The organism is Cryocola sp. 340MFSha3.1 (assembly GCF_000383315.1).
Taxonomy (GTDB): domain Bacteria; phylum Actinomycetota; class Actinomycetes; order Actinomycetales; family Microbacteriaceae; genus Leifsonia.
Genome location: NZ_KB911088.1, coordinates 1077442 through 1103309, shown reverse-complemented (window position 1 = coordinate 1103309; position 25868 = coordinate 1077442). Strand labels below are relative to the sequence as shown.

At 69.9% G+C, this 25868-nt stretch carries 31 protein-coding genes and 1 pseudogene; 15 read left to right on the top strand and 17 right to left on the bottom strand.

Translation table 11 applies throughout. From position 1 onward, the window contains the following. The first annotated feature begins 125 nt into the window (after nt 1-125). The 5 genes from H284_RS0116440 (at nt 126) to H284_RS0116420 (ending at nt 2968) form a co-directional block, all read left to right on the top strand. Nucleotides 126-455 carry a PadR family transcriptional regulator gene (locus H284_RS0116440; protein WP_020077087.1) on the top strand — a complete coding sequence of 110 codons (330 nt, stop codon included), beginning with the start codon at nt 126-128 and terminating at the stop codon, nt 453-455. Between the two features lie 2 nt (nt 456-457). Next, nucleotides 458-826: a DUF1048 domain-containing protein gene (locus H284_RS0116435; protein WP_020077086.1), complete on the top strand. Its 369-nt coding sequence runs from the start codon at nt 458-460 to the stop codon at nt 824-826. Continuing rightward, entirely contained in the window at nt 823-1659 is an 837-nt protein-coding gene (locus H284_RS0116430) for an ABC transporter ATP-binding protein (protein WP_018191738.1), read from the top strand. The genes H284_RS0116435 and H284_RS0116430 overlap by 4 nt, the downstream gene beginning before the upstream one ends. Continuing rightward, the gene (locus tag H284_RS0116425) at nt 1656-2426 is read left to right on the top strand and encodes an ABC transporter permease (protein WP_018191739.1); all 771 of its coding nucleotides are present in this window, start codon (nt 1656-1658) and stop codon (nt 2424-2426) included. The genes H284_RS0116430 and H284_RS0116425 overlap by 4 nt, the downstream gene beginning before the upstream one ends. Nucleotides 2427-2518: 92 nt before the next feature. Next, nucleotides 2519-2968: a GNAT family N-acetyltransferase gene (locus H284_RS0116420; RefSeq protein WP_020077085.1), complete on the top strand. Its 450-nt coding sequence runs from the start codon at nt 2519-2521 to the stop codon at nt 2966-2968. Here H284_RS0116420 and H284_RS20575 read toward each other — a convergent pair. The 3 genes from H284_RS20575 to H284_RS20360 form a co-directional block, all read right to left on the bottom strand. Then, entirely contained in the window at nt 2965-3663 is a 699-nt protein-coding gene (locus H284_RS20575; RefSeq protein ID WP_020077084.1) for a GNAT family N-acetyltransferase, read from the bottom strand. The genes H284_RS0116420 and H284_RS20575 overlap by 4 nt on opposite strands. A 10-nt stretch (nt 3664-3673) precedes the next feature. Further along, nucleotides 3674-4189: an HNH endonuclease gene (locus H284_RS0116410; protein ID WP_018191742.1), complete on the bottom strand. Its 516-nt coding sequence runs from the start codon at nt 4187-4189 to the stop codon at nt 3674-3676. Between the two features lie 411 nt (nt 4190-4600). Next, nucleotides 4601-5251 carry a C40 family peptidase gene (locus tag H284_RS20360; RefSeq protein ID WP_081630439.1) on the bottom strand — a complete coding sequence of 217 codons (651 nt, stop codon included), beginning with the start codon at nt 5249-5251 and terminating at the stop codon, nt 4601-4603. Here H284_RS20360 and H284_RS20945 point away from each other — a divergent pair. Then, entirely contained in the window at nt 5250-5555 is a 306-nt protein-coding gene (locus H284_RS20945; RefSeq protein WP_155885508.1) for a hypothetical protein, read from the top strand. The genes H284_RS20360 and H284_RS20945 overlap by 2 nt on opposite strands. A gap of 214 nt (nt 5556-5769) precedes the next feature. Here H284_RS20945 and H284_RS0116400 read toward each other — a convergent pair whose 3' ends face one another. Then, complete coding sequence (locus H284_RS0116400) at nt 5770-6462, bottom strand: iron-dependent transcriptional repressor DtxR (protein WP_018191744.1); 693 nt, start codon at nt 6460-6462, stop codon at nt 5770-5772. A gap of 131 nt (nt 6463-6593) precedes the next feature. Here H284_RS0116400 and serC point away from each other — a divergent pair, with 131 nt between their 5' ends. Continuing rightward, the gene (gene serC, locus H284_RS0116395) at nt 6594-7709 is read left to right on the top strand and encodes a phosphoserine transaminase (protein ID WP_020077083.1); all 1116 of its coding nucleotides are present in this window, start codon (nt 6594-6596) and stop codon (nt 7707-7709) included. A 7-nt stretch (nt 7710-7716) separates the two neighbouring features. After that, nucleotides 7717-7881 (top strand): annotated as a pseudogene (locus H284_RS21225) (DUF2530 domain-containing protein); the annotation flags it as partial. Here H284_RS21225 and H284_RS0116390 read toward each other — a convergent pair. Together H284_RS0116390 and H284_RS0116385 are read right to left on the bottom strand one after the other, a co-directional pair. After that, complete coding sequence (locus H284_RS0116390) at nt 7801-8721, bottom strand: DUF3027 domain-containing protein (protein ID WP_020077082.1); 921 nt, start codon at nt 8719-8721, stop codon at nt 7801-7803. The pseudogene H284_RS21225 and the gene H284_RS0116390 sit on opposite strands and share 81 nt — an antisense overlap. Further along, nucleotides 8714-9094, bottom strand: a complete 381-nt coding sequence (locus tag H284_RS0116385) for a cold-shock protein (protein ID WP_020077081.1) — start codon at nt 9092-9094, stop codon at nt 8714-8716. The genes H284_RS0116390 and H284_RS0116385 overlap by 8 nt, the downstream gene beginning before the upstream one ends. Nucleotides 9095-9150: 56 nt before the next feature. Here H284_RS0116385 and H284_RS0116380 point away from each other — a divergent pair, with 56 nt between their 5' ends. The 3 genes from H284_RS0116380 (at nt 9151) to H284_RS0116370 (ending at nt 13105) form a co-directional block, all read left to right on the top strand. Then, complete coding sequence (locus tag H284_RS0116380; RefSeq protein WP_018191748.1) at nt 9151-9462, top strand: hypothetical protein; 312 nt, start codon at nt 9151-9153, stop codon at nt 9460-9462. Nucleotides 9463-9490: 28 nt separating this feature from the next. Then, a complete protein-coding gene (locus H284_RS0116375; protein ID WP_020077080.1) occupies nt 9491-11383 on the top strand; it encodes a helicase-associated domain-containing protein in 1893 nt (630 codons plus the stop codon). A gap of 78 nt (nt 11384-11461) precedes the next feature. After that, nucleotides 11462-13105 (top strand): DNA repair helicase XPB, encoded by a 1644-nt coding sequence (locus tag H284_RS0116370; RefSeq protein WP_018191750.1) that lies wholly within the window; start codon nt 11462-11464, stop codon nt 13103-13105. A gap of 114 nt (nt 13106-13219) precedes the next feature. Here the strand turns inward: H284_RS0116370 and H284_RS0116365 are convergent, their stop codons facing one another. The 4 genes from H284_RS0116365 to H284_RS0116350 are packed head-to-tail and all read right to left on the bottom strand — an operon-like array spanning nt 13220 to nt 16960. Next, the gene (locus H284_RS0116365) at nt 13220-14089 is read right to left on the bottom strand and encodes an aminoglycoside phosphotransferase family protein (protein WP_020077079.1); all 870 of its coding nucleotides are present in this window, start codon (nt 14087-14089) and stop codon (nt 13220-13222) included. Between the two features lie 7 nt (nt 14090-14096). Continuing rightward, a complete protein-coding gene (locus H284_RS0116360; RefSeq protein WP_018191752.1) occupies nt 14097-14849 on the bottom strand; it encodes a pyrimidine reductase family protein in 753 nt (250 codons plus the stop codon). Further along, nucleotides 14842-15786, bottom strand: coding sequence for a dihydropteroate synthase (folP, locus tag H284_RS0116355; RefSeq protein ID WP_020077078.1), 945 nt, complete (start codon nt 15784-15786; stop codon nt 14842-14844). The genes H284_RS0116360 and folP overlap by 8 nt, the downstream gene beginning before the upstream one ends. Further along, a complete protein-coding gene (locus H284_RS0116350) occupies nt 15740-16960 on the bottom strand; it encodes an NAD(P)/FAD-dependent oxidoreductase (RefSeq protein ID WP_020077077.1) in 1221 nt (406 codons plus the stop codon). The genes folP and H284_RS0116350 overlap by 47 nt, the downstream gene beginning before the upstream one ends. 103 nt (nt 16961-17063) lie before the next feature. Here H284_RS0116350 and H284_RS0116345 point away from each other — a divergent pair, with 103 nt between their 5' ends. Beyond that, nucleotides 17064-17756, top strand: coding sequence for a response regulator transcription factor (locus H284_RS0116345; RefSeq protein WP_018191755.1), 693 nt, complete (start codon nt 17064-17066; stop codon nt 17754-17756). 59 nt (nt 17757-17815) lie between these two features. Continuing rightward, nucleotides 17816-19516, top strand: a complete 1701-nt coding sequence (locus H284_RS0116340) for a sensor histidine kinase (protein ID WP_020077076.1) — start codon at nt 17816-17818, stop codon at nt 19514-19516. Nucleotides 19517-19747: 231 nt separating this feature from the next. Here the strand turns inward: H284_RS0116340 and groL are convergent, their stop codons facing one another. From groL to H284_RS0116320, 4 genes are all read right to left on the bottom strand, one after another. Next, nucleotides 19748-21367, bottom strand: a complete 1620-nt coding sequence (gene groL / locus H284_RS0116335; RefSeq protein WP_018191757.1) for a chaperonin GroEL — start codon at nt 21365-21367, stop codon at nt 19748-19750. Between the two features lie 194 nt (nt 21368-21561). Beyond that, nucleotides 21562-21765, bottom strand: coding sequence for a cold-shock protein (locus H284_RS0116330; RefSeq protein ID WP_018191758.1), 204 nt, complete (start codon nt 21763-21765; stop codon nt 21562-21564). A 169-nt stretch (nt 21766-21934) separates the two neighbouring features. Continuing rightward, nucleotides 21935-22483 carry a LytR C-terminal domain-containing protein gene (locus H284_RS0116325; protein WP_020077075.1) on the bottom strand — a complete coding sequence of 183 codons (549 nt, stop codon included), beginning with the start codon at nt 22481-22483 and terminating at the stop codon, nt 21935-21937. 21 nt (nt 22484-22504) lie between these two features. Next, nucleotides 22505-22816 carry a DUF3263 domain-containing protein gene (locus H284_RS0116320; RefSeq protein ID WP_018191760.1) on the bottom strand — a complete coding sequence of 104 codons (312 nt, stop codon included), beginning with the start codon at nt 22814-22816 and terminating at the stop codon, nt 22505-22507. Nucleotides 22817-22997: 181 nt separating this feature from the next. Between H284_RS0116320 and msrB the strand changes: the two genes are divergently transcribed. Both msrB and H284_RS0116310 read left to right on the top strand, forming a co-directional pair. Next, nucleotides 22998-23423 carry a peptide-methionine (R)-S-oxide reductase MsrB gene (msrB, locus tag H284_RS0116315; RefSeq protein ID WP_020077074.1) on the top strand — a complete coding sequence of 142 codons (426 nt, stop codon included), beginning with the start codon at nt 22998-23000 and terminating at the stop codon, nt 23421-23423. Beyond that, nucleotides 23423-24004, top strand: coding sequence for a nitroreductase family protein (locus tag H284_RS0116310; RefSeq protein WP_018191762.1), 582 nt, complete (start codon nt 23423-23425; stop codon nt 24002-24004). The genes msrB and H284_RS0116310 overlap by 1 nt, the downstream gene beginning before the upstream one ends. On the opposite strand, the gene H284_RS0116305 is transcribed toward H284_RS0116310, so the two are convergent. From H284_RS0116305 to H284_RS21220, 3 genes are all read right to left on the bottom strand, one after another. After that, a complete protein-coding gene (locus tag H284_RS0116305; protein WP_020077073.1) occupies nt 24001-24951 on the bottom strand; it encodes a DMT family transporter in 951 nt (316 codons plus the stop codon). The two genes, H284_RS0116310 and H284_RS0116305, sit on opposite strands and share 4 nt — an antisense overlap. 32 nt (nt 24952-24983) lie before the next feature. Next, nucleotides 24984-25106, bottom strand: a complete 123-nt coding sequence (locus H284_RS21265) for a hypothetical protein (RefSeq protein WP_018191764.1) — start codon at nt 25104-25106, stop codon at nt 24984-24986. A 15-nt stretch (nt 25107-25121) separates the two neighbouring features. Continuing rightward, nucleotides 25122-25868, bottom strand: a 747-nt coding sequence (locus tag H284_RS21220) for a dihydrolipoamide acetyltransferase family protein (protein ID WP_020077072.1), incomplete at its 5' end; no start/stop codon positions are given.

Genomic DNA, 25868 nt, shown 5'->3' with positions numbered 1-25868 from the left:
ACCGAACCCCACGGCATCCCCTTCGCAAAAAAAGTTTGCTATTCAGTGTTGCTATCTACCGGTACTCATGCTTACTATGTACCGGTAATCAGCAACACTGACTAGCAAGCAGGAAGGAGGGTCCCATGGGCAAGCAAGAGACCGAGATGCTCAAGGGGACGCTTGAGGGCATCGTGCTCGCCATCCTGTCGCGTCGGCCCGCATACGGGTACGAGATCACCGCATGGCTGCGCGACCAGGGGTTCGCCGACATCGCGGAGGGCACGATCTACGCCCTCCTCGTCCGGGTCGAACAGCGCGGGCTGGTGGATGTCGAGAAGGTTCCATCCGAGAAGGGTCCGCCCCGCAAGGTGTACTCCCTCAACGCCCGGGGTCGTGACTACCTCGAAGAGTTCTGGAGGACGTGGAGCTTCCTCGCAGAGCGGATCGAACAGCTCCACGAAGGAGACAACTGATCATGGCAGCGAAGTGGATCGAGACGATCACCGGATCCCTCGAACAGAAGAAGCAGTACCGGCAGTACAAGGCCCGCGTGCAGGCCCTGCCGGAGCCGTACCGCGGCGCCGCGAAGGCGTTCGAACGGTACTTCATGTACAACGGCGGCATCACCGACGGCGACACGCTCGTCACGATGCTCACCGATTTCGCCGACATGTGGGAGCGCGCCGCCATCGACGGCACGCCGATCAGCGAGCTCGTCGGGGGCGACCCCATCGACTTCGCCGAGACCTACACGGAGTCGTACGGCGGCGTGAAGTGGATCGACAAGGAGCGGGCCCGCCTCATCAAGGCGGTCCAGGAGGCAGAACAGGAGGAGAAGAAATGAGCGCAACCGCGATCAGCGTCCGCGGCATCCAGAAATCGTTCAAAGACATCGAAGTGCTCCGCGGGGTCGACTTCGACGTGCAGGCGGGCACCATCTTCGCCCTGCTCGGCTCCAACGGGGCCGGCAAGACGACGCTGGTCCGCATCCTCAGCACCCTCCTCCGCGCCGACGGCGGTACCGCCACCGTGCAGGGGGTGGATGTGGCGGCCAAGCCGGGCGACGTCCGCGGCGCGATCAGCCTCACGGGGCAGTTCGCGGCGGTGGATGAGGTGCTCAGCGGACGCGAGAACCTCATCCTCATCGCCAAGCTCCGACACCTGAAGGACCCGGCCGGCATCGCCGACGACCTCCTCGCCCGCTTCTCGCTCACCGACGCGGGCAAGCGCAAGGCCGCCACCTACTCCGGTGGGATGCGGCGCCGGCTCGACATCGCGATGAGCCTGATCGGCAACCCGCCGATCATCTTCCTCGACGAGCCGACCACCGGACTCGACCCGCAGGCGCGGATCGAAGTCTGGGACACGGTCAAGCGCCTCGCCGGCCAGGGCACCACGGTGCTGCTCACCACGCAGTACCTGGACGAGGCCGAGCAGCTCGCCGACCGGATCGCCATCCTCCACAAGGGGACGATCATCCAGAACGGCACCCTCGACGAGCTCAAGCGGCTGCTCCCCGCCGCGAAGGTCGAATACGTCGAGAAGCAGCCGACGCTCGAGGAGGTCTTCCTCGCCCTGGTCGGCGACACGGGAGACGACAGCGGCGAGAACGCCGACACCGACACCACCACCGACCGCACCGACGGCGCGGCCGCCACAGGAAGGAAAGCACGATGACCGCCACCGTTCTCAGCGACACCGGTGTGCTCACCGGGCGCTCGCTCCGCCACATCCTGCGCAGTCCCGACACCATCATCACCACCGCGGTCACGCCGATCGCGCTGATGCTCCTGTTCGTGTACGTGCTCGGCGGGGCGATCAACACCGGATCCAGCAGCTCGTACGTCAACTACCTGCTGCCAGGGATCCTGCTCATCACGATCGCCTCCGGGGTCGCGTACACGTCGTACCGGCTGTTCCTCGACCTGCAGGGCGGCATCTTCGAGCGGTTCCAGTCCATGCCGATCGCCCGCAGCAGCGTGCTGTGGGGACACGTGCTCACGTCCGTGGTCGCCAACATCGTCTCCATGGCGATCGTCATCGGCGTCGCACTGATCATGGGCTTCCGCACGGGAGCGTCGGTCTGGGCCTGGCTCGGAGTCGCCGGCATCCTCATCCTCTTCACCCTCGCCCTCACCTGGCTCGCGGTCATCGCGGGACTGTCGGCGAAGACAGTGGATGGGGCCAGCGCCTTCAGCTACCCGCTGATCTTCCTGCCCTTCATCAGCTCGGCGTTCGTTCCGACCACGTCGATGCCCGGCCCGGTCGCCTGGTTCGCCGAGAACCAGCCGGTCACGTCCATCGTCAACACCATCCGGGCGCTGTTCGAGCAGCAGCCGGTCGGCAGCGACATCTGGATCGCCCTCGCCTGGCTCGTCGGTATCCTCGTCATCGCGTACGCCTTCGCGATGGTCATCTACCGCCGCAAGATCACCGCGGGTTGACCGGGGTCACCGCTGCCGGCCCCGGCACCGAACGGAAGGTTCCGACAGGACCTTCCGCTTCGGTCGTTAACCGCTCGGCTAGCGTGGAGGACATGAACGCCCCCGTCGACATCGAGGTCGCGACCACGCTGAACCCCACCGAACTGGATGCGATCGAGCGCCTCCTCCCCCAGCTCTCGTCCACCGCCGGCTATGACCGCGACCGGATGCTGGCCATGCTCGACCATCCCGGAACCGATCTCCTCCTCGCCCGCGTCGACAGGCAGATCGTCGGCATGGCGACCCTCGCCACCTTCCCCCTCCCGACTGGCTGGCGCGGCCACGTCGATGACGTCGTGGTCGACGACGCGCAGCGCGGAAAGGGGATCGCGCGGCAGCTGCTCGACGCGATCATCGACCTCGCGCGCGAACGCGACCTGCGAACCCTCGACCTCACGTCCCGCCCCAGTCGCACGGCAGCCATCCGCCTCTACGAATCCGTCGGCTTCGAGCGCCGCGACTCGGTGCTGATGCGGCTCCGGTCGATGGAGTCCGACGGCTAGAGGCTCAGCCTGATCCCGAGGTTCTCCCCGCGGTCTTCGAAGCCGAGCGACCGCGCCAGAGAACGCGAGGCCGCGTTGCTCGCCAGGCTCCTCCAGCGGGCGATGCCCGCCAGCTCAATCGCCTCGTTCACCGCCGCCGCGGCGACCCGGCGGCCGTACCCTCTCCCCCGGGCGCCCGGGAGCGTCAGCACGCCGATATCCGACGGCTCCGCCATCCAGACGCTCAGTCCGGCGGCAGCAACGAGTCGACCGTTCTCCCGGACACCGAACACCGTGGTCGCATCCGCCAGGCCTGACTCCTCGAACTCGCCCTCCCCGACCTCGTCTGCGAACAGCCGGACGTCGTGCTCCGACACCACCGCGATGTCACGGGGGTCGGACGTCACGGGGTCGCTGCGGTACGAGTGGATGGCGGGCCCGAGCACGTGCGGAGAGAACGCGTCGAGGTCCACTCGCCAGCGGCCCGCATCCAACGCGTCCTCGGCGGCGACCCCTCGAAGGATGGGCTCGAGCTTCGCCCGTTCGCTGCCCGGGGCGCGAAGACGCACCACGCCGGGTCGAACAAGGACGTAGACCCCTGGCCACGGGTCACGCGCCCAGGTTGTATGGATGCCCGGATGCCAGATCCGGGCGACCTCCACCTCGAAGACTTCGGCCCAATATCCGTCGACGCGCGCCTCAGCCTCCGCCTTCATGCAGGCGTGCTCACCCGGCGAGTTGCAGCTCGTGGCGGCGCCACGGCTCCGTGAACTCCTCCCAGTTGGGGTCGTTCCAGCGCATGCTGATCAGCGACGCCATGTTCAGGTGCGGCTCCTTCAGCTCGAACGGGAGCTTCCAGCCCAGCTCGCTGAGCAGGCGGTCCGACTTGACGTTGTTGCAGCGGAAGCAGGCGACGACGACGTTGTCCCACGTGTGTGTGCCGCCGCGGGCGCGCGGGATGACGTGGTCGAGGGTGTCGCCGTACTTGCCGCAGTACGCGCACACGTGGCCGTAGCGCTCCAGTGCGGACTTGCGGGTCAGCGGGATGCGGCGGTGCGGCACCTTGATGAACTGGTTCAGGAGAACGACGCTCGGCGCATCCAGAACCAGGGAGCGGCTGTGCAGCTGCGCCCCGCTCCCGGCGATCGTCGACGCTTTGCCGCTCAGCACCAGCATGATCGCGCGTCGCGTCGCGATCACGCCGAGCGGCTCGTAGCTGGCGTTGAGAACCAGAGTCTTCATCTGCGGCCTTTCGGGACAAAAGGGAGGGTGCTCGGGCAAACAAAAAGGGCACTGTCCGTGCGGACAGCGCCCAAGGAGGAGGCGGCATGGTGGCGGCACGCCACATGGTGGCGGTGGCAGGCCTCGACGTGGTGGCGGCAGGCGAGGAAGTCGCCCCAGCGGGAGAGCGTGATGCTCGATCCCGTCGGAAGGCCGCGCTCGTCCCACCCGGTCGCCCTCAGCGGCCCGGCGGAGCGTGTTCCGGCCATCGGATCCTCCGATTCTGCGGCTGCATGACGCAGCGTCAGAACGCCAGGGTAACCCAGAAACGGCGCGCCACCTATTCGGGGCGCGCCGTTCCGGTGCTGTGGTGCGGAGTGTTCACCGGACGGAAACCGTTCAGGTCCGGTCCGGAGGGGATGCCGACTGGGCTCAGATGCCCAAGCGGACGATGTAGTAGTCGCTGGTCCAGATCGGGCGGATCGAGATCGACCGGCCGGTGTCCGGGGCGTCCATGATGTTGCCGTTGCCGGCGTAGAAACCGTCGTGGCCCGGCATGATCACCAGGTCGCCCGGCTGGGCGTCGGCGATCGAGATGCGCTTGCCCATCGCGGCCTGACCCGACACCGAGTGCGGGAGGGAGATCCCGAACTGGGCGTACACGTACATCACGTAGCCGGAGCAGTCGAAGCCCGCGGGGCTTGCGCCGCCGTACACGTACGGGGTGCCGATGTACTGCTGGGCCACCGAGAACACCTGCGAGAGGCTGAAGCTCGGGTACGGCGGGTTGGCGAGGAAGTCGGAGACGGACGGGCCGGTCGACTTGCTCGCGTAGGTGGCCAGCTCGACGGCGGCCTGACGGCGCGCAGCCTCGGCGGCGGCGACCGCAGCGGCGGCGGCCTTCTGCTGGGCCAGCTGCTCCTCGGTGGTCGCGGAGGCGGCGTCACGGTTGACGGTCGACGCGGCGACACCGCCGACCTCGACGGTCTGCGACTGCGCCTTCTTCATCGAGTCGGCGGCGCTGGGGCCGAAGCCCGCGCTCTCGGCGTCGTTCGGGTTGAAAGCGAAAGCAGGGAGGGACATGGTCGCGATGATCCCGGTGGCGACGGTGATGACACCGGCGTTGAGGATCCATCCGCCCTTGCGCTTCTTCTTCGCCTGCGCAGCCGTGGAGCCGGTGGCCGTGCTGACGGCGGTCGAGGCGGCGCGGCCGTTCGTTCGCGCCGGCGACGATGCCGTGCGGGACGACGCTGCGGCCTCACGCTGCACGCGCTGCGCGCGGCGGGAGACAGGGGTCGAAGGGGAAGAAGTGATGTCCGTGCTGCTCTGGTCCGGGTTCGAACGGTCCTGGGAGGGACCGGTCGTGCTCGAGTCTGCCAAAGTGTGACCTCCAACGCTCCGGCAGCACTAGGGAGCTGCCCCCGTCCGCACGAGTGGCTTCGGCTTCACGGATCGAGAGACGGGTATAGGGGGGGTGGAGCGTCTCGATCCAGGGTCCTGATGGGCCGGGTGGTGGCCCGTTCGGACTCGTAAGAGACTACGGGACGAGGCCCCGTTTGTCACATCTTTTTGGCCGCTTTTTAACGAATCGGTAACGGGATTCAGGCGTCGACGAAGATGTGCGCCGCGAGTTCGTTGGGCAGTTCCAGCCCGGTGTCGAACCCGTCGATCTGCACGGCGACGTAGGAGCCGGCGGCAGAGAAAGTGCCGGTCGAGCCAGGAAAAACGCCCGCCTGCTTGAGCTGCAGGAGGAGCTCGGGGTCGACCTGGGCGGGCTCGCCCAGGCGTCGGATCCTGGCAGTCACCCCGGAATCGCTGCTGCGGACGACGTCGACCAGGTTGATCAGGTTCTCGGTCGAAAGCGACGAGTCGACGGCGCCCAGCTCGCCGAGACCGGGGATCGGGTTGCCGTACGGCGACTCGGTCGGGTGGCCCAGCATGGTCAGCAGCTTGCGCTCCACCTGCTCGCTCATCACGTGCTCCCAGCGGCACGCCTCTTCGTGGACGTACTCCCACTCGAGCTCGATGACGTCGCTCAGCAGGCGCTCGGCGAGGCGGTGCTTGCGCATGACGTGGACGGCCTTGCGGCGGCCGTCGTCGGTGAGCTCCAGGTGGCGGTCGCCGGAGACGACGACGAGTCCATCGCGCTCCATCCGGCCGACGGTCTGCGAGACGGTCGGACCGGAGTGGCCGAGACGCTCGGAGATGCGCGCACGCAGGGGGACGATGTTGTCCTCCTCCAGCTCCAGGATGGTGCGAAGGTACATCTCGGTCGTATCGATCAGATCGGTCATGAACCCCTCCACGTGACGGCGCGCGAACGTCGGATATCAGCCTACTTGGTGCGGCTGACAGCCTGGCGCAGGCGCGGGCGGAGCGCCGGTGCGCGCCGTCCTGGACGTGCAACAGCCAATACACTTCAGTTATGCCGGACGTCACGATTCCCTCTGAGCTGCTGCCCGCCGACGGTCGATTCGGATGCGGACCCTCCAAGGTCCGCCCCGAGCAGGTCGCGTACCTGGCCGGCGCCGGTGCGGAGCTGCTGGGCACCTCCCACCGCCAGGCACCGGTCAAGAACCTGGTGGGCCGCGTGCGCGAGGGCCTCGGCGAGCTGTTCCACCTGCCCGAGGGCTACGAGGTCGTCATCGGCAACGGCGGCTCGACCGCGTTCTGGGACGCCGCGGCGTTCGGTCTCATCGAGAAGCGCAGCGAGAACCTCGTCTTCGGCGAGTTCGGCGGCAAGTTCGCCAAGGCGGCGCAGACCCCGTGGCTGGACGCCCCGCGCGTCATCGAGGCGCCGGGCGGATCGCGCAGCGAGGTCGAGGTCGTGGAGGGCGTCGACCTGTACGCCTGGCCGCACAACGAGACGTCCACCGGTGTCATGGCGCCGGTCCGCCGCGTCCACGGCGACGATGGCGCGCTCACGGTGATCGATGCGACCAGCGCCGCCGGCGGTGTCGACCTCGACGTCAGCGAGGCGGACGTCTACTACTTCGCCCCGCAGAAGAACTTCGCGTCGGACGGCGGCCTGTGGCTCGCCCTCTTCTCCCCCGCCGCCCTGGAGCGCGTCGAGCGGATCGCGGCGAGCGACCGTTACATCCCCGACTTCCTCAGCCTCAAGAACGCGGTCGACAACTCGCGCCTCAACCAGACGCTGAACACCCCGGCGATCGCGACGCTGGTGCTGCTCGAGAACCAGCTCGAGTGGATGAACGGCAACGGCGGCCTCGCCTGGGCCGACGCCCGCACCCGCGAGTCGTCGGGCGCGCTGTACTCGTGGGCCGAGTCGGTCGAATACGCGACCCCGTTCGTCGCCGACCCCGACCACCGGTCGCAGGTCGTCGTCACGATCGACTTCGACGAGCGCGTGGATGCGGCAGCGGTCGCGAAGACGCTGCGGGCCAACGGCGTGGTCGACACGGAGCCGTACCGCAAGCTCGGCCGCAACCAGCTCCGCGTCGCGACCTTCACCGCGATCGAGCCGGCGGATGTGCGTGCCCTGATCGGCTGCATCGAATACGTGGTCGAGCGGCTGGGTTGAGAGCGCGATGCGCCTCTGGCTCCGCGACGACGAACGTCGGCCCGATCCGGTCCCCGTGAAGACGGATGACCGGCGGGCCGTCGTCGTCGGGCTAGCCCTGTGGGTGATCGCCCTCGTCGTCGTGCTGGTCGTCGGCGGACCGGTCGTCGCCTCCGGCACCTGGCTCTGGACCATCGTCGTCGGACTCGTCCTCGGCGTCCTCGGACTCGGCTACCTCACCGTCAAGCGCCGCCGCTGAGGCGTCGGGCTCGTCGTCGTCCGACTCGTCCTCGTCCTCATCCGGCTCGTCATCGTCGTCGTCCGAGTCCTCGTCGTCGGCGTCCTCATCGGCGAGCGCCGCCGCCTCTTCGGCCTCGAGGTCGAGGTCGGTGTCGACGTCCGTCTCCTCGTCGAAGTCGACGTCGACGCTGTCGATGTCCACGCCGTCCACATCGTCGTCGTCGTGCAGGTCGTGCACGTCGTGGTCGTCCTCGGCGTCGTCGAAGCCCTCCTCGGACTCGTCGTCGCCCTCGTCCTCGTCGTCATCCGCGTCGTCGTCGTCCTCCGACTCGGCCTCCGCGCCGGCGTTCGCCTCCTGCGCGGCCTGGTACTCGGCGAGACGCTCCGACCACGGCACCCAGTCGGGCGCGAGCAGCGACCCGTCGCCGGGCATGAGCTCGGCTTCGAGCACGGTCGGCTCGTCGTCATCGCTCGCGCGGCCGACGGTGACGGTCCAGTGCCAGTCCGGGTAACCGGACAGGCGGCTGGCGAACAGCAGGGAGACGACACCCGGCGCCTCGACGACGTGCCCGAGGGGCTCGCCGATCGTGTTCTCCGGAGTGATCTCGCGCAGCGCCTGGAGCGCCAGCGGGACAGCGGCGAGCAGCTCGGGATCGGCCACCAGCGGTTCGGCCGGCTCCGCATCCTCGGTCACCTCGACGAGGTCGATCTCCTCGACCTGGACGTCCTCCGGCACCGCCTCACTCTCGACCGCCTCGGCGGCCGGGTCGACCTCGTCGCCGCGCTCAGGCATCCAGGTCGTCCGCGACCTTGCGCAGCACGGCCGCGATCTTCGCGCCGTGCGCCTTGTCGGGGTACTTGCCGCGGCGCAGGTTCGCGCCGATGCCGTCGAGCAGCTTCACGAGGTCTTCGACGATGATCGCCATGTCGTCGGCCGACTTGCGCTTCATCTTCACCAGGCTCGGCGGAGCCTCCAGGACGCGCACGGACAGCGCCTGTGCCCCGCGCTTGCCGTCGGCGATGCCGAACTCCAGACGGGTTCCCGATTTGACGACGGCACCGGCGGGAAGCGCCGAGGCGTGCAGGAAGACTTCCTGGCCGTCATCGGAGCTGATGAAGCCGAAGCCTTTCTCCTCGTCGTAGAACTTGACCTTGCCGGTTGGCATGGGAACCTCACTTCGCATGGGGGATCGTATGACCAACCTCAATTATCCTTGATTTCGTGACCCAACAGACCCCGCCGCCGGCATCGCGGCTCCAGCGCATCCTTGCGTACATCATCGCTGCGCTCGTCATCGTCTCCCTGGTCTGCATCGCGGCCATCCTCATCGGCACCGCAGCGGGTCAGTTCGCCGCCCAGGGATCGGGTCAGGGCCTCTGGCCGACGGTGTTCTTCTTCCCCTTGGTCGCGCTTCCGATCGCGTTCGTGCTGATCGTCGTGCTGATCATCGTCAGCGCCCGGCGCAACCGCGCGCTCAACCGCGCGAACGGTACGCCCGGCTCTGCGCCCACCGGACCCAAGGGCCGGCGCTAGGGGCCGGGGCGACCGGCGGTTCGGCGCCATGACGACCACGCTCGCTCTCGCAGCACGACTGCGGGAGCTGGATGACGCTGAGCTCGTCTCCGCGCTGCACCGGCGCACCTACCGCCGGACGGGGGTGTCCGACTTCTTCGACCTTGCGGACGCCCTCCTCGACGCGGACTCCCTCCAGCGCGCGCTGACCCCGCTCGACCGGACACGCCTCGCGGCGCTCGTCGCGCTGGGCAGCGGCGGCGGCCCGCTGACCGCCGAGGAGCTCGCCGACCGGCTGACCCGCGAGCCGGCGACCGCCGGAACCACGGTCGAGTCGGCCGCGGCCGCCCTCGCCGACCTGAACGGCCTCCTGCTCGTCCATCCCGCCGACGCCGAGGCCGCCCCCGCCTCCGACGCGCCCGTCGGCCGCGTCGTCGTCTACGTCGCCGTGACCGAGCACCTCGCCTCGTGGCCGGCTTCCGGACTCCCGTCGCCGGCCGAGCTGCTCAGCACCCCGCCTCCGCCCGCATTGGCGCCCGTGCCGGACACGGAGAGCCGCTTCACCGACCGCCTCGCCTCCGAGCGCGCCTTCGAGGCCGTGACGGCCGTGTCCGAACTGCTCGCGGAACTCGCGCGCGAGGGCGCCCGCCGACTGCAGAAGGGCGGACTCGCGCTCCCGGCGGTCAAGCGCCTGGCCGAGGCCCTCTCGGTGGAGGCGGACGTCGTCCCGGTGGTCCTCTCCGCCGCCGAGCGCGCCGGGCTCGTCGCCGTCGACGACGGGATGTGGCTGCCGACCGAGGCCGCCGCGGACTGGTCGCACTCCCCCACTCGCGACCGCTGGCGGGCCCTCGCCGCCGCGTGGCTCGACGCCCTCCCCGCCGACCTCCGCACCCTTCTCGCCCTGCGCAGCCGCGCCGCGTGGGGCGACAGCCTGCGCGAGCACGTCGCCTGGCTGTATCCGGCGGCCGTCGAGGAGGCGCAGCGGCGCGTGGATGCGCACACGCGCCTCGCGGAATGGCTCGGCGTCACCGCGCACCAGGCGCCGTCCTCCGCGGGCACCGCGCTGGTCGAGAACGGTCCGGAGGCCGCAACGGAGGCCATGGCCGCCGCGTTCCCGGCCGAGGTCGACCGCGTCTACCTGCAGCACGACCTCACGATCGTCTCCCCCGGGCCGCTGGCGCCGGAGATCGAGGGACGCCTGCGCGGGATCGCCGACCTCGAGTCCCGGGCACTCGCGGCGACCTTCCGCCTCTCCGCCGCGTCGGTCGACCGCGCGCTGACGGCGGGCGAGACGGCGGACGGCATCCGCGAGTTCCTCAGCACGATCTCGCTGACGGGGCTCCCGCAGCCGATCGAGTACCTGATCGCCGATGCCGCCGAGCGGCACGGGCGCGTCCGTGTGCACGAGGCGGAGCGCGAGAACGTGCGGTCGGCAGTCCGTTCGACGGACGCGACGCTGCTCCGCAGCATCCAGATCGACCAGGCGCTCAGCTCTCTGCGGCTCATCCCGACCGGAGACGGCGAACTGGTGAGCCGGTACCCACGGGATGTGGTGTTCTGGGCGCTCAGCGACGCGCGCTACCCCGTGGTGGCGGAGGACGCGGACGGGCGCGAGGTGACGCTCCGTCGCCAGCGGTTCGCGCATCCCCGCGCCGCAGAGGAGGCCGATCGCGACGCAGAACTGGTCGCGCGGCTCCGGCAGGCCGAGGACGACGCCGGCGAGGACACGGGCGAGCGCTGGCTGGCGCGGCAACTGGATGCGGCGGTCAAGGCACGCCAGACGGTCATCGTCGAGGTCGCCATGCCCGGCGGCGACGTCGTCGACTACCTGCTGGAGCCGACCGGGGTCGGCGGCGGCCGGCTCCGCGGACGCGACCGTGCAGCGGACATCGAGCGGACACTCCCGCTCTCCAGCATCCGGGGCGTGCGCCCGGCTCCGTGATCGCGGCGGCGGTGCGGCCGCGTCCGGTTCCCGGCCACCCGGCCGAACCCCAGGGCGCAGGGCGTAGGCTGGTGAGCTATGTCCGATGGCCCCCTGATCGTCCAGAGCGACCGCACCGTCCTGCTGGAGGTCGCGCACCCGGAGGCGGAGGACGCACGCCACGACCTCGCCGTGTTCGCCGAGCTGGAGCGGGCTCCCGAGCACATCCACACCTACCGCATCACCCGGCTAGGACTGTGGAACGCGCGGGCCGCCGGGCACACCGCGGAGGACATGCTCGGGACGCTCGAGCGGTACTCGAAGTTCCCCATCCCGCAGACCGTCTCCGTCGACGTCTCCGAGACCGTCGCCCGCTACGGGCGGCTCGTGATCGAGCGTGACGACGAGGGGACGCTGCTGCTCCGCTCCAGCGACCTGGCCGTACTGACCGAGGTCGCGAGCGCCAAGCGGATCGCTCCGCTGCTGTTGCAGCGCCGCGACGACACGACGTTCGTCGTGGAGGCGTGGGCGCGTGGGCAGCTGAAGCAGGAGCTCGTGAAGCTCGGCTGGCCGGCGGAGGACCTCGCCGGGTACACGCCGGGCACACCGCACGAGATCGGGCTGAAGGAGGACGGCTGGGCGCTGCGCGACTACCAGCGCAAGGCAGTCACCAACTTCTTCGACGGCGGCTCCGGAGTCGTGGTGCTCCCCTGCGGCGCGGGCAAGACGCTCGTCGGCGCTGGCGCGATGGCGACGGCGAAGACCACGACGCTCATCCTGGTCACCAACACCGTGTCGGCCCGGCAGTGGCGCGACGAGCTGCTGCGCCGCACGACGCTGACGGCGGAGGAGATCGGCGAGTACTCGGGGCAGGTCAAGGAGGTCAAGCCGGTCACGATCGCGACCTACCAGATCCTCACCGCCAAGCGGAAAGGCGAGTACGCCCACCTGGCGCTACTCGACGCACTCGACTGGGGCCTCGTGGTCTACGACGAGGTGCACCTGCTTCCCGCGCCCGTCTTCAAGCTGACCGCCGAGCTGCAGGCCCGCCGCCGCCTCGGCCTGACCGCGACGCTGGTGCGCGAGGACGGCCGCGAGGGCGACGTGTTCAGCCTCATCGGCCCGAAGCGCTTCGACGCCCCGTGGAAGGAGATCGAAGCGCAGGGCTTCATCTCGCCGGCCGCCTGCTACGAGGTGCGCGTCGACCTGCCGCCGTCGGACCGGCTCAGCTACGCCGCCGCTCCCGACGACGAGCGGTACCGCCTCGCGGCGACGGCCCCCGCGAAGCTCGACATCGTGCGTCAGCTGGTCGCGCGGCACGAGGGTGAGCGCATCCTGATCATCGGGCAGTACCTCGACCAGATCGACGAGCTCGCCGAGGCGCTCGACGCACCGCAGCTGACCGGCGCGACGCCGGTGGACGAGCGGGAGCGGCTCTACCAGGAGTTCCGCGACGGCCGGACGAAGGTGCTCGTCGTGAGCAAGGTCGCGAACTTCTCGGTGGACCTTCCCGAGGCGACCGTCGCCATCCAGGTCTCCGGCTCGTACGGCAGCCGCCAGGAGGAGGCGCAGCGGCTCGGACGCCTGCTGCGGCCCAAGGAGTCGGGCCTGTCGGCGAACTTCTACACGCTCGTCGCGCGCGACACCGTGGACCAGGACTTCGCGCAGAACCGCCAGCGGTTCCTCGCCGAGCAGGGCTACTCCTACACGATCCTCGACGCGCACGCGCTGCAGGCGGCGTAGCGCGCTGCCCTGCGCCGTCCTCCCCGCACGAGATTTGCGCCAAATCGCGGTTATCGGCGCCGCATAACAGAGATTTGGCGCAAATCTCGGGGCTTCGGGAGCGGGCCGCGGGCGTCAGCACAGGATGCGGGCGAGGGTCGCGCGGGCCTCGGGGTCGGCGGGGCGGTCGCGGAGCGTGATGGCGGCCTTCCAGAGGGTCCAGCCGCGCGCCCGGCGCCACGTGTCGTCGTCGAGGCCGACGGTGTCGACGAAGGCATCGCGGGCCGCGCCCTCGAACATCGTCCAGGCGGGCACGAGGTCGCAAGCGGGGTCTCCGACACCGGACGCGCCGAAGTCGATCACCGCGGACAGCGCGCCCGACGCATCCGTCAGCAGGTTGCCCGGCGCGACGTCGCCGTGGAACCAGACCGGCGGCCGACCCCAGCGGGATGCTGTCGCCTCGGCCCACAGGCCGCGCGCGCGGTCGGCGTCGGCGGGCGGGAGCAGCGTGAACGCGGCGAGCGCCTCCTCGCCGTAGACGTCCGGCGGAGCGCCGCGGAAGAAGTTGTGCGTCCCGGGCTCGGGTGCGCCCGCGGTCGGCGCCTCCCGCAGTGCGACCAGGAAGCGCCCGATCGCCTCCGCGAGCGCAGCATCCCGCGACACATCGCCGAGCAGCACCACCGGGCGACCGGGCAGCCAGCGGTACACCGACCAGGGCAGCGGGTACTCCTCCGTCGGCGTGCCCGCGGCCACCGGCTGCGGGATGGGCAATGGCAACAGCGGGGCCAGCCGCGGCAGCCACTCCTGCTCCTTGGCGACCTGCTCGCGATAGCCTGCGGCGCTCGGCAGCCGGACGCTCAGCTCCTCGCCAAGGCGGAACGTCCGGTTGTCCCAGCCGTCGTGCTCCACCGATCGGATGGGCAGCTCGCGCCACTGCGGAAACTGCGCGTCGACGAGACGACGCACCACACCCGCATCGATCACCGGCCGCAGCTCGGCGGTCACAGCATCCTCAGCCCCGGACATAGCGCAGCAGCAGGGTGTCGTCCCCCGCCAGCGTGTGCGCCAACCGCAGCCCGAGCGGGGCGATCGGTGCTGCGCCCGTCGCGATCCGAGACGACGTCCCGCCCTCCAGCCGCGGGCTGACCGTCAGGCAGAGCTCGTCGACCGCACGCGCCGCGATCAGGTCGGCGAACAGGTGCGGACCTCCCTCGCAGTGGATGCGCGTGAGCCCCCGCTCGTGCAGCACCCGCAGTCCGCGCTCGGCCTGCACGCGCTCCCGACCGCAGACCACGACGTCCGCCACCTCCGACAGCGTCTCGCGCGCCTCCGGCCGCGACAGCTCGGTGGTGAGGATGATCGGCCGCTCGGGGGCGTCCTGGAAGATCGAGCTGCGCGGGTCCAGGTCGAGCCCGGCCGACACGATCGCGAAGACGGGATGCGCGGTCATCCCCGCGCCGCTGCGGACGCGAGCCGACTCCGGGGCGACGCGCATCGCACCGTACCCCTCGGCACGAACAGTGCCGGCACCGACGAGCACGACATCGCAGAGTCGCCGCAGCAACTCGAACACGCGGCTGTCGACGTCGTTGGACAGCCCGCCCGAGAGCCCCTGATGGGTGGCCGCGCCGTCCGCACTGCTGACGAAGTTGACCCGCAGCCACGGATCGCCCGCCCCCTCCAGGTAGAGGGCGGTGATGTCGTCGTCGGTCAGCTCGGTCTGCGACGGCAGCGGCGACAGGCGGTGGATGGCGGGCTCACTCATTCACGTCTCCCATGTTGTGCTTCAGGTAGGCGGGCTGGCGGAGGCCCAGCACAGCCTCGGTCATGCGCACGGCGGCGACGGAGGCGCGCACGTCGTGCATCCGCACGATACGCGCGCCGTTGACGATGCTGATGACCGCGGCCGCGAGCGACCCCTCCAGCCGGTCGGCGCGCGGGGCGTCGAGCGTCTCGCCGATGAAGTCCTTGTTCGACACGGCGGCGAGGGTCGGGTAGCCGAGGTCCGCGATCTCGCTGAGACGGCGGGTCAGCTCCAGCGAGTGCAGCGTGTTCTTGTTGAGGTCGTGGCCGGGGTCGACGATGATCCGCTCCTCCGGGATACCCGCCGCCTGCGCACGCTCGACGCGGTCGAGCAGGAACGCGGACACCTCCGCCACCACATCCCCGTACTGCGGCTTCGGGTATGGGCGCCGCGGCTCGGCGAGACTGTGCGTGATGACGAGGGTGGCCTCGCTGTCGGCGACGACCCGCGGGAGCTCGGGATCGCGCAGTCCCGTTGTGTCGTTGATGACGGTCGCTCCGGCGGCGATGGCCGCCCGGGCGACGGCCGCGTGGAAGGTGTCCACCGAGATGACCACGTCGGACCCGGCACGCAGCGCCGCCACGACCGGGACGACGCGCTCGATCTCCTCCTCCACCGGGACCGGCTCGCCCGGAGCGAAGGGCGCGCCACCGATGTCCACCCAGTCGGCGCCGAGCGCGACGGCCTCGAAGCACGCATCCACCGCCCGGTCGAACGCGTACGTGCGGCCCTGGTCGAAGAACGAGTCGGGGGTGCGGTTCACCACGGCCATGACCGCGACCTGCCGCGAGAAGTCGAACGTGCGCGCGCCGATGCGCCGGACCGGCACGCGCAGCGGCGGCAGGTACGGCTCAGAGCGCGGCAAGGTCGACGTCCCGATCGGCCAGGCGGTCCGCATCCACGTGCTCCCCCAGCCGGATGAGGCGCTGGATGTCGTCCTGCACGTCCCACACGTTCACGTTCATGCCGGCCACCACCCGGTCGTTGCGCAACCAGAACGCGATGAACTCGCGGGCGTCGACATCGCCCCGGAACACCACCCGGGCGCCGGCGGTGAGGGGGCCGTAGCCCGAATACTCCATGCCCAGATCGTATTGGTCGGAGTAGAAGTACGGGATGTCGTCGTACGACGCGCGCTCGCCCAGGATGGCGTGGGCGGCGACCTTCCCGCTCGCGATCGCGTTCGCCCAGTGCTCGCTGCGGAGGTGGCGGCCGATCGCCGGAAGGAAGGGAGTGGCGACGTCGCCGACGGCGTAGACGTCGTCGATGCTGGTCCGCATCCCCTTGTCCGTGAGGACGCCCTCCGCGACCGCCGCGCCGGAGCGCTCGGCCACCAGGCTGTTCGGCGACGCCCCGACACCGGCGACGACCACGTCGGCGGGGATGCGCTCCCCCGACGCGAGCACGACGTGCTGCTCCTCGCCGCCGTCGACGCCCACTACCTTCGCGCCGTTGCGGAACGCGACCCCGTTGTCCCGGTGGAGTCGCTCGAAGACGCCGCCGAGCTCCCGACCGATGGCCCCGCTGAGCGGGACCGCCGAGTGGCCGATCACGGTCACGTCGTTGCCGTACCCGCGGGCCGCCGCCGCGACCTCCATGCCGATCCACCCGGACCCGACGATGACGACACGTCGGCCGCCGACCTCGAGCGCCGCGCGCAGCCAGGCGGAGTCCTCCCGGGTCCGGAGCGGGAACACCGCGCCGTGACCGCTGCCCGGAACACCGAGCGGGCGCGCTCGCGCCCCGGTGGCGAGGACGAGGCTGTCGTAGGTGATCCGGCCGCCGTCCGACACGAACAGCTCGTGCGCGTCCGCTTCGAACGAACCCGCCTCGACATTCGGGATGAACTCGACCGCGTTGTCGGCGTACCACTCGGCGGGATGCACGTCCGCATCCTCGAGCCCGGCCTCGCCCTTCAGGAACTCCTTCGACAGCGGCGGCCGGATGTACGGATGGTGCTCTTCCGCACCGAGCAGCAGGATGCGGCCGCCGAAGCCGCGCTCGCGCAGCTCCGTGGCGACGGTCGCGCCGGCCAGGCCGGCCCCGGCGATGACGACGGTGGGTTCAGACATGCTCTCAGCATCCACTCTTCACACTGCGGGCGCCAGACCTGCGCACCTAGGGCGCACCGACGGCTCACAGGTAAGACCCAGCCGACGCGCAGATACTGTCTCCATGAACGCAGGACCCCGCATTCTCATCGTCGACGACGAGCCGAACATCCGCGACCTCCTCACCACCAGTCTCCGTTTCGCCGGGTTCGCCGTCCGTGCAGTCGGGAACGGCGCGCAGGCGATCTCCGCGGTCCTCGAAGAGGAGCCCGACCTCATCATCCTCGACGTCATGCTGCCGGACATGAACGGTTTCGGCGTCACCAAGCGCCTCCGCGGCGCGGGTTACACCGCGCCCATCCTGTTCCTCACGGCGAAGGACGACACCGAGGACAAGATCACCGGCCTTACGGTCGGCGGCGACGACTACGTCACCAAGCCGTTCAGCCTCGACGAGATCGTCGCCCGCATCAAGGCCATCCTGCGCCGCACGATGCAGGCCGACGAAGACGCGGTCATCCGTGCGGGCGAGCTGACGATGGACCAGGACACGCACGAGGTCTTCGTCGGCGACACCCCCATCGAGCTCAGCCCCACCGAGTTCAAGCTGCTGCGCTACCTCATGCTGAACCCGAACCGCGTGCTCTCGAAGGCGCAGATCCTCGACCACGTCTGGGAGTACGACTTCAACGGCGATGCCGGCATCGTGGAGTCGTACATCTCGTACCTGCGCCGCAAGGTGGATGCGCACTCCAGCGAGCCGCTCATCCAGACCAAGCGCGGGTTCGGCTACATGCTGAAGGCCGCGAAAGCCTGAGGTGCGCACCGGGCGCACACATGCCCGACTCAGCATCCCCTGCATAGACTGACGGCCTGATGCACTCACGTCTGCTCGACCGCTGGAACGCGATCTCCCTGCGCACGAAGATCACGGGCGTGACCGTGCTCATGCTGACGCTCGGGCTGCTCGTGACCGGTATCGGCACGATGTCGATGCTGAAGCCGGTGCTCCTCGACCAGCTGGATGCGCAGCTCTCCGCCGCCTCGGGGGCGTCGTACCTGAACACGTACCTCGGCACGGCGTCGTCGGACGACGACCAGATCGCGACCGACTCGAGCCCGTCGGACTACTTCGCGGCGCTGTACGACTCCAGCGGCAAGCTGGTGAAGAGCAACTGGTCGAACATCCCGTACGCGCACCGGCCGGCGATCCCCTCCACCCTGACCCTCCCCGAGGCGAAGAGCATGAACGGCGGCTTCACGCTGCCGAGCAACGACGGCCGCACGACGTACCGCGCCCTCGCGACAACGCAGACGTTCGCCGGCAGCGGTGAGCTGGCCACCGCGATCGTCGCGACGACCACATCGCAGATCGACACGGTGATGGCGAGCTTCCTCGCGATCTTCCTCGGCTTCGGAGTGATCGTGATCGTGGTCGGGGCCGGGCTCACGCGGATGCTGGTCACGACGACGTTCTCGCCGCTGCGCGAGGTGGAGCAGACGGCCGCCGCCATCGCCGACGGAGACTTCAGCCAGCGCCTCGGCGGGGCGACTCCCAATACGGAGGTCGGACGCCTCAACCGCTCCCTCAACACCATGCTGAACCGCATCGACCGCGCGTTCAGCGACCGCGCGCGCACGATCGATCAGATGCGTCGCTTCGTCGGCGACGCCTCCCACGAGCTCCGCACCCCGCTGGTCTCGGTGCGCGGCTACGCCGAGCTGTACCGGATGGGTGCGCTGCAGACGCCCGAGGACGTCGCGCAGGCCATGGATCGCATCGAGAAGGAGGCGATCCGCATGGGCATCCTCGTAGAGGACCTCCTCGAGCTCGCCCGGCTCGATGAGACCAAACCGCTCGACCTGCGCCGCGTCGACCTCGTCAAGATCGCGCAGGACGCGGCGATGGATGCGATGGCCGGCTCCCCAGGACGCGTCGTCACGGTCCTCACGCCCGAGCCGCTTCCGCCCGCGGACGACGACGCCGCGGAGCCCGGGCTCGACACCGTCCCGATGACCATCCCCGACACCGACGCGCGCGCCGCGAACGCCACGGGCCCGATCGCCTTCGCGGGATCGGCGCTCGCCCGCCTGCGCCGCGGCCGCAACCGCCGCGCGACGACCGGCCCGCTGCCCATCACGACGGCCGAGAAGGTGGTGCTCACGCAGCCCGCCCCATCGGAGCCCGCGATCGTCATGGCGGAGGAGAACAAGCTCCGCCAGGTCGTCACCAACCTGATGGGCAACGCCCTGCGCTACACGCCGGAGGGCAGCCCGATCGAGATCGCGGTGCAGATCGACCATCGCACCGAGCGCGGCATCATCGAGGTCCGCGACCACGGCGAGGGAATCCCGCCGCAGATCCGCGAGAAGATCTTCCAGCGCTTCTGGCGCGCCGACACGTCGCGCGCCCGCGAGACCGGCGGAAGCGGCCTCGGCCTCGCCATCGTCTCCTCCATCGTCGCCGCCCACAACGGCACGGTCGACGTGGTCGACACCGAGGGCGGGGGCGCGACCTTCCGCGTCTCGCTGCCGCTCGCCGGCTCCCCCGCCTCCCCGAGTCCGCTCGCCCCGTAAGCGCTCCCCCGCCGCGTCGCGTTCGCAGCGGAACGCCGCGTCGGAGCGCCGGAAACGGAGGGGATCCGGCCCACTGGCGCGCCGGTCCGCCTCCGTTCGTGGCGAATCGCCGCGGGCCGCGCACGATTCTCCTCCGTTTGCGCGGGGTGCAGTCAGCCGCACGTGAAAGGCCCGGGCACGCGAAGAGGGCGCCTCCCCGATGGGGAGACGCCCTCTGCGTGGTGCGGGGACTTAGAAGTCCATGCCTGCGCCCGGGTCGCCGACCGGAGCCGGGTTCTTCTCGGGCTTGTCGGCGACGACGGCCTCGGTGGTGAGGAACAGGCCCGCGATGGACGCCGCGTTCTGCAGCGCCGAACGGGTGACCTTCACCGGGTCGTTGATGCCGGAGGCCAGCATGTCGACGTACTCGCCGGTCGCGGCGTTGAGGCCGTGGCCGACCGGGAGGTTGCGGACCTTCTCGACGACGACGCCGGCCTCGAGGCCCGCGTTGATCGCGATCTGCTTCAGCGGAGCCTCGATGGCGACCTTGACGATGTTGGCGCCGGTCGCCTCGTCACCGGTGAGCTCCAGCTTCTCGAAGGCGGTCTTGCCGGCCTGGATGAGGGCGACGCCACCACCGGCGACGATGCCCTCCTCGACGGCGGCCTTCGCGTTGCGCACGGCGTCCTCGATACGGTGCTTGCGCTCCTTGAGCTCGACCTCGGTGGCCGCGCCCGCCTTGATGACGGCGACGCCACCGGCGAGCTTGGCGAGGCGCTCCTGCAGCTTCTCGCGGTCGTAGTCCGAGTCGGTCGACTCGATCTCGTTGCGGATCTGCTGCACGCGGCCGGCGATGACCTCCGGGTCGCCCGCACCCTCGACGATCGTGGTCTCGTCCTTGGTGATGACGACCTTGCGGGCCTGGCCGAGCAGGTCGAGGGTGACGTTCTCGAGCTTGAGACCGACCTCCTCGGAGATGACCTGGCCGCCGGTGAGGATCGCGATGTCCTGCAGCATGGCCTTGCGGCGGTCGCCGAAGCCCGGAGCCTTGACGGCGACGGACTTGAAGATGCCGCGGATCTTGTTGACGATCAGGGTCGCCAGGGCCTCGCCGTCGACGTCCTCAGCGATGATGAGGAGCGGCTTGTTGGCCTGGATCACCTTGTCAACGATCGGCAGGAGGTCCTTGATGTTGCTGATCTTCTGGTTGGCGATGAGGATGTACGGGTCCTCGAACACCGCCTCCTGGCGGTCCTGGTCGGTCACGAAGTACTGCGACAGGAAGCCCTTGTCGAAGCGCATGCCCTCGGTGAGCTCGAGCTCGGTGCCGAAGGTGTTCGACTCCTCGACGGTGACGACGCCCTCCTTGCCGACCTTGTCGATCGCCTCGGCGATGATCTCGCCGATGGTGGTGTCGCCGGCGGAGATGGACGCGGTGGCCGCGATCTCCTCCTTGGTCTCGACCTCCTTGGCGGAGGCGACGAGCTCCTCGGTGACCGCCGCGACGGCCTTCTCGATGCCGCGCTTCAGGGTGATCGGGTCAGCGCCGGCCGCGACGTTCCGCAGGCCCTCCTTGACCAGGGCCTGAGCGAGGACGGTCGCGGTGGTGGTTCCGTCACCGGCGACGTCGTCGGTCTTCTTGGCGACCTCCTTGACGAGCTCCGCGCCGATCTTCTCGTACGGGTCGTCGAGCTCGATCTCCTTCGCGATGGAGACGCCGTCGTTGGTGATCGTCGGGGCGCCCCACTTCTTCTCGAGGACGACGTTACGACCGCGCGGGCCCAGGGTCACCTTGACCGTGTCGGCCAGGGTGTTCAGGCCGCGCTCGAGGCCGCGGCGGGCGTCCTCGTTGAAAGCAATGATCTTTGCCATGTGTTTCTCGTCCCTCCCGGACGTGTGCGAAAGATTCCGTCTATTAGCACTCGATCAGATGGAGTGCTAAAGCGATTCTGGCACTCGCCGCGGTGGAGTGCAAGATCACTCCGCGACCGGCGAACACCGGGAGCAACGGCGAAGCGCCGCCCCCGATGGGGACGGCGCTCCGCAGATTCGTTGGTTCGCTGTGCTCAGGCCAGCCGCACCGACTCGGCCTGCGGGCCCTTCTGCCCGGTGCCGACCTCGAAAACGACCTGCTGGCCCTCTTCGAGGACCTTGTATCCGTTCATGTCAATCGCGGAGTAATGAACGAAAACGTCCTGTCCCCCTCCATCGACGGTGATGAAGCCGTAGCCCTTCTCAGCGTTGAACCACTTCACGGTCCCGTTCGCCATGCATTACTCCCATTGCTGTGTCGCTCGCGCGATCCGTCGCCGCACGTTGACTCCCGATCCTAATGCTTTCAATAGGCGGCGACGCCAGAGATTTCGTGAATCGATTCCGAAATGAGGCGAAAGTTAAACACGCGCGAAACAAAGGGATCGGGCGGTCGTGGAGCCGGGATCAGCCCGTGAAGTTCGCGCCGATCACGACGGTGATGTCCGCGCCGGTGTCGTCAAAGGCATTGCTCTGCTGGATGGTCGCGCCCGGCAGCGACTGCACGACCCCGAGGGCGGCGGCCTGGTTGGCGGGATTGCCGTAGTAGACGATGGTCGTCGCCAGGTCGTTGCGGTCGGCGTTCGCGAGCGCGCTGACCGTCCAGCCCGCGGCCTTCAGCTTGTCGCCGACGGTCTGCGCCAGGCCTTCCGTCGACGTGCCGTTCAGCACGTTGACCTGCAGCGCGGGGTTCACGGTCGGGACGATCGTCGGGGTCGGGGTGGGCGTCGGCGTCTGCGAACGGGATGCCGAGGCCGACGGCCCGTGGAACGAGATGTTGCCGTTGATGACGGAGAGACCGAAGATGCCGGCGCCGACCAGCACGATCGTGGCGAGCGCCGCCCATCCCACCGCCATCCATGCGCGGCCCCGCGGGCGCGGCGCCCGGTGCGCGCCGACGCGCTTCAGGTCGTCGGGGATCTCGTCGAACCTGTCGCGGGGGTACTTCTCAGCCATCGGGGGATGCGGTCCTCGGGGTCAGTCGCCGGACGGGAGGGTCCGTGCGTGTCGTGCGGCCAGCCTCGCCTCGCGCAGCCGCAGCAGCCTCTTGACGAGCATGGGGTCGTGGCGGAGAGCGGCCGGGCGGTCGATCAGCGCACCGAGCAACTGATAGTACCGAGCCGCCGAGAGACCGAACTCCTCGCGGATGGCCTGCTCCTTGGCTCCGGCGTGACGCCACCACTGGCGTTCGAACGCGAGGATCGCGGCATCCCGATCGCTCAGCTGGTCCGTGTCCGAGGGCTCGCGGTCGGCGGCAGGCCGTTCGTCGGCTGACCGGGTCACGCGCACCGCCTTCCCTCGTCACGGACGCCGGACGGTGCCGGACATGCCGGTCGCGCCCCGCGCTCGCGCATCATCCTAGGGCGCAGGCCCTGTGTGTTCCCCGTTTCCTCCCGGCACGTCGCGGGACGAAACGGGAACAGCCGTCGCGGCGTCGCCGTTTAGTCTGGTGACGACGAAAGGGAGAGGCATGGCAACGAACGAGACGGCCCAGGACGGATACACGGTCTCCAAGAGCGAGAACGAGTGGCGTGAGGAGCTCAGCCCGGAGCAGTACGCGGTGCTTCGCGAGGCCGGGACGGAGCGCCCGTGGACCGGTGAGCTGCTCGACGAGAGCCGCTCCGGCCTCTACACCTGTGCGGCGTGCGGAGCGGAGCTGTTCAAGTCGGGCACCAAGTTCGACTCGGGATGCGGTTGGCCGAGCTTCTACGAGTCCGTCCGCCCGGAGGCCGTGCAGCTGATCGAGGACACGAGCCTCGGCATGGTCCGCACCGAGGTGCGCTGCGCCTCCTGCGGTTCGCACCTCGGGCACGTCTTCCCCGACGGCTTCGGCACGCCGACCGGCGACCGCTACTGCATGAACTCGCTGTCGCTGAACTTCACGCCGGAGTCCTGATGACGACAGGCGCGACGGCCGCGGGCTCCGCCGGCGACCTCGCCGAGCGCGTCGCCGCGCGCCGGTCGTACTCGCGGGTGACGCCGGACGCGCCGACCCACGAGGAGCTGCTGCCCCTGGTGGCGGCGGCCGGCCGGGTCGCCGACCACAGCGCGCTGCACCCGTGGCGTCTGATCGAGCTCCGCGGCGACGCGCGGCTGCGGCTCGGCCAGGCGTTCGTGCGGGATGCGAAGGCGACCGGATCGGAGGCGGAGAAGCTCGCATCCAAGCCGCTGCGCTCCTCTCTCTTGATCGCGATCGTGTCCGTGCGGACGAAGAGCGAGAAGGTTCCCGGCTGGGAGCAGGATGCGGTGGCGTCGGGAGTGGCCCACATCCTGAGCCTGCTGCTCCACGACGCGGGCTGGGGCGTGATGTGGCGGACCGGCCACCACACCCGGTCGAAGGCGGTGCACAGGATGCACGGACTGAAGAAGAACGAGCGGCTGCTCGGCTGGCTGTACGTGGGTGGCATCCCCGCGGACAGCAAGGAGGGGTACCGCCGGTCGCTCGACCCCGAGCGCTTCCTGACGGCGCTGGACTAGGCGGACTGCCGTCGCCATCGCCAGCGGATGCTGGCGATGGCGACCGCGACGATCGCGAGCAGCGTGCCGCCGATCGTCGAGAACGCGAGGGTGTGGCCTGCGGTCGGCAGGAGCAGGTCGAGCAGGAGGGCGGAGGCCAGCTGGCCCGCAACCGTCGCCAGACCGAGCAGCAGCACCCCGGTGATCCGCACGAGGAACGCGGTCACCCCGATGAAGATGCAGCCGATCGCCCCGCCGATGTAGAGCCAGGGTTCCGTCGGCAGGCGTGCGGGGAGTCCGGCCAGCGCCCAGTGTCCGAGCATGAGCACCAGCAGAACCGACGTGCCGACGGCGAAGTTGATGAACGTGGCCGTCAGCGCGCTCTCGGCGACGACGCGGACCTGGCCGTTGACGGCCTGCTGCCAGCCGGTGCCGAGACCCGCGATGAAGGGGAGCACCATCATCCACACCGGGGCGCTGCCCCCGAACTGCGCCGACACCGCCCAGGTGACCGCGACGAGGGCGAGCAGTGCTCCGACGAGTCGTGCGGCCGTCAGCGGGCGGCGGCCGCCCGGGCCGAGACCGACGCGGTCGAGCACGAGGCCGCTGATGGTCTGACCGGCCACGACCGCGACGGTGAACAGCGCAACGCCGAGCGCGGCGGCCGTCAATCCCTGCGAGAGCACCAGGAACGAGCCGGCGGCGCCGCCTAGCACGTACCACCAGCGCAGACCGCGGCCGCGGAGCGCGTCACGCACGCGCGCCAGGCCTCGTCGGCCGGCCGGCACGATCGCCAGCGCGACCGTGAGGATCACGAGGCCGGAGCCGAACGAGATGGCAGCGGCCGTGAACCCGTCACCGAGCCGGCTCCCCAGCTCGCCGTTGATGCGCGACTGCAGCGCGACCAGCGCACCGCACAGGAGCGCGAGGACGAGAGCGAGCCAGAGCGGGAACGAGCGAGGAGTCACTCCCCCAAGCCTAGGCCCGCCCGCGGAACGGCTCAGGGAGCGGGCGCCTCGCCGTCGGTCGGCTCCGGCTTCGGCAGCCAGTCGATGTTCTCCTCCGGCGCGACCTCCTTCTCCTCGGTGAGGTCGTAGTCGTCGTCGTTCTTCTTGTCGCTCATGCCGCCACCCTACGCTCAGCCGGCGACAGCGCCGGGCGTGTCCGCCAGCGCGCCGAGCGGCGACTCGATCGCGTCGGCGATGTCGCGCAGGAACCCCGCAGCGACTCCCCCGTCGGTGACCCGGTGATCGAACACGAGCGACAGCTGCAGGATGCGGCGCGGCACGATCGCGCCGTCCACGACCCACGGCCGCTCGATCGCCCGGCCGAGGCCGAGGATGGCGACCTCGGGGTGGTTGATGATCGCTGCGCTGCCGTCGACCCCGAGGCTTCCGTAGTTGTTGATCGTGAACGTCGAGCCGGCGAGCTCGGCGGGCGGGAGGGTGCCCTCGCGGGCCGCCCGCGCCAGACGGTCGAGCTCCGCATCCAGCTCGCGCACGGAGAGCCGGTCGGCCCGGCGGACGACCGGGACGAGGAGACCGCGGTCGGTGTCGGCCGCGAACCCCAGGTTGACGCCCTCGAACAGCTGCAGGCCCTGCCCGTCGGCCGTGACGCGTCCGGCGAGCTCGGGATGCCGGGCGAGCGCGGTCAGGGCGAATCGGGCGATGAAGGAGAGGAACGAGGGAGCGTGACCCGTACGGGCGAGGCGACGGCGCCCGTCCCACAGCTCGGTCGCATCCACATCCACCCAGACCGTGGCCTCGGGGATCTCGGCGCGGCTGCGCGTCATGGTCTCGGCGACCGTGCGGCGCAGGCGCGAGAACGCGGCCGTCTCTCGCACGGTGAGCCCGGTGCGCGGGTCGGTCTCCGCGGGAGCGGCGGG

Coding starts and splice junctions, on each gene's coding strand:
- H284_RS0116440 (WP_020077087.1), top strand. CDS start 126: ATGGGCAAGCAAGAGACCGAGATGCTCAAGGGGACGCTTGAGGGCATC.
- H284_RS0116435 (WP_020077086.1), top strand. CDS start 458: ATGGCAGCGAAGTGGATCGAGACGATCACCGGATCCCTCGAACAGAAG.
- H284_RS0116430 (WP_018191738.1), top strand. CDS start 823: ATGAGCGCAACCGCGATCAGCGTCCGCGGCATCCAGAAATCGTTCAAA.
- H284_RS0116425 (WP_018191739.1), top strand. CDS start 1,656: ATGACCGCCACCGTTCTCAGCGACACCGGTGTGCTCACCGGGCGCTCG.
- H284_RS0116420 (WP_020077085.1), top strand. CDS start 2,519: ATGAACGCCCCCGTCGACATCGAGGTCGCGACCACGCTGAACCCCACC.
- H284_RS20575 (WP_020077084.1), bottom strand. CDS start 3,663: ATGAAGGCGGAGGCTGAGGCGCGCGTCGACGGATATTGGGCCGAAGTC.
- H284_RS0116410 (WP_018191742.1), bottom strand. CDS start 4,189: ATGAAGACTCTGGTTCTCAACGCCAGCTACGAGCCGCTCGGCGTGATC.
- H284_RS20945 (WP_155885508.1), top strand. CDS start 5,250: ATGGTCGCGATGATCCCGGTGGCGACGGTGATGACACCGGCGTTGAGG.
- H284_RS20360 (WP_081630439.1), bottom strand. CDS start 5,251: ATGTCCCTCCCTGCTTTCGCTTTCAACCCGAACGACGCCGAGAGCGCG.
- H284_RS0116400 (WP_018191744.1), bottom strand. CDS start 6,462: ATGACCGATCTGATCGATACGACCGAGATGTACCTTCGCACCATCCTG.
- serC (WP_020077083.1), top strand. CDS start 6,594: ATGCCGGACGTCACGATTCCCTCTGAGCTGCTGCCCGCCGACGGTCGA.
- H284_RS0116390 (WP_020077082.1), bottom strand. CDS start 8,721: ATGCCTGAGCGCGGCGACGAGGTCGACCCGGCCGCCGAGGCGGTCGAG.
- H284_RS0116385 (WP_020077081.1), bottom strand. CDS start 9,094: ATGCCAACCGGCAAGGTCAAGTTCTACGACGAGGAGAAAGGCTTCGGC.
- H284_RS0116375 (WP_020077080.1), top strand. CDS start 9,491: ATGACGACCACGCTCGCTCTCGCAGCACGACTGCGGGAGCTGGATGAC.
- H284_RS0116370 (WP_018191750.1), top strand. CDS start 11,462: ATGTCCGATGGCCCCCTGATCGTCCAGAGCGACCGCACCGTCCTGCTG.
- H284_RS0116360 (WP_018191752.1), bottom strand. CDS start 14,849: ATGAGTGAGCCCGCCATCCACCGCCTGTCGCCGCTGCCGTCGCAGACC.
- folP (WP_020077078.1), bottom strand. CDS start 15,786: ATGCGGACCGCCTGGCCGATCGGGACGTCGACCTTGCCGCGCTCTGAG.
- H284_RS0116350 (WP_020077077.1), bottom strand. CDS start 16,960: ATGTCTGAACCCACCGTCGTCATCGCCGGGGCCGGCCTGGCCGGCGCG.
- H284_RS0116345 (WP_018191755.1), top strand. CDS start 17,064: ATGAACGCAGGACCCCGCATTCTCATCGTCGACGACGAGCCGAACATC.
- H284_RS0116340 (WP_020077076.1), top strand. CDS start 17,816: ATGCACTCACGTCTGCTCGACCGCTGGAACGCGATCTCCCTGCGCACG.
- groL (WP_018191757.1), bottom strand. CDS start 21,367: ATGGCAAAGATCATTGCTTTCAACGAGGACGCCCGCCGCGGCCTCGAG.
- H284_RS0116330 (WP_018191758.1), bottom strand. CDS start 21,765: ATGGCGAACGGGACCGTGAAGTGGTTCAACGCTGAGAAGGGCTACGGC.
- H284_RS0116325 (WP_020077075.1), bottom strand. CDS start 22,483: ATGGCTGAGAAGTACCCCCGCGACAGGTTCGACGAGATCCCCGACGAC.
- msrB (WP_020077074.1), top strand. CDS start 22,998: ATGGCAACGAACGAGACGGCCCAGGACGGATACACGGTCTCCAAGAGC.
- H284_RS0116310 (WP_018191762.1), top strand. CDS start 23,423: ATGACGACAGGCGCGACGGCCGCGGGCTCCGCCGGCGACCTCGCCGAG.
- H284_RS21265 (WP_018191764.1), bottom strand. CDS start 25,106: ATGAGCGACAAGAAGAACGACGACGACTACGACCTCACCGAGGAGAAG.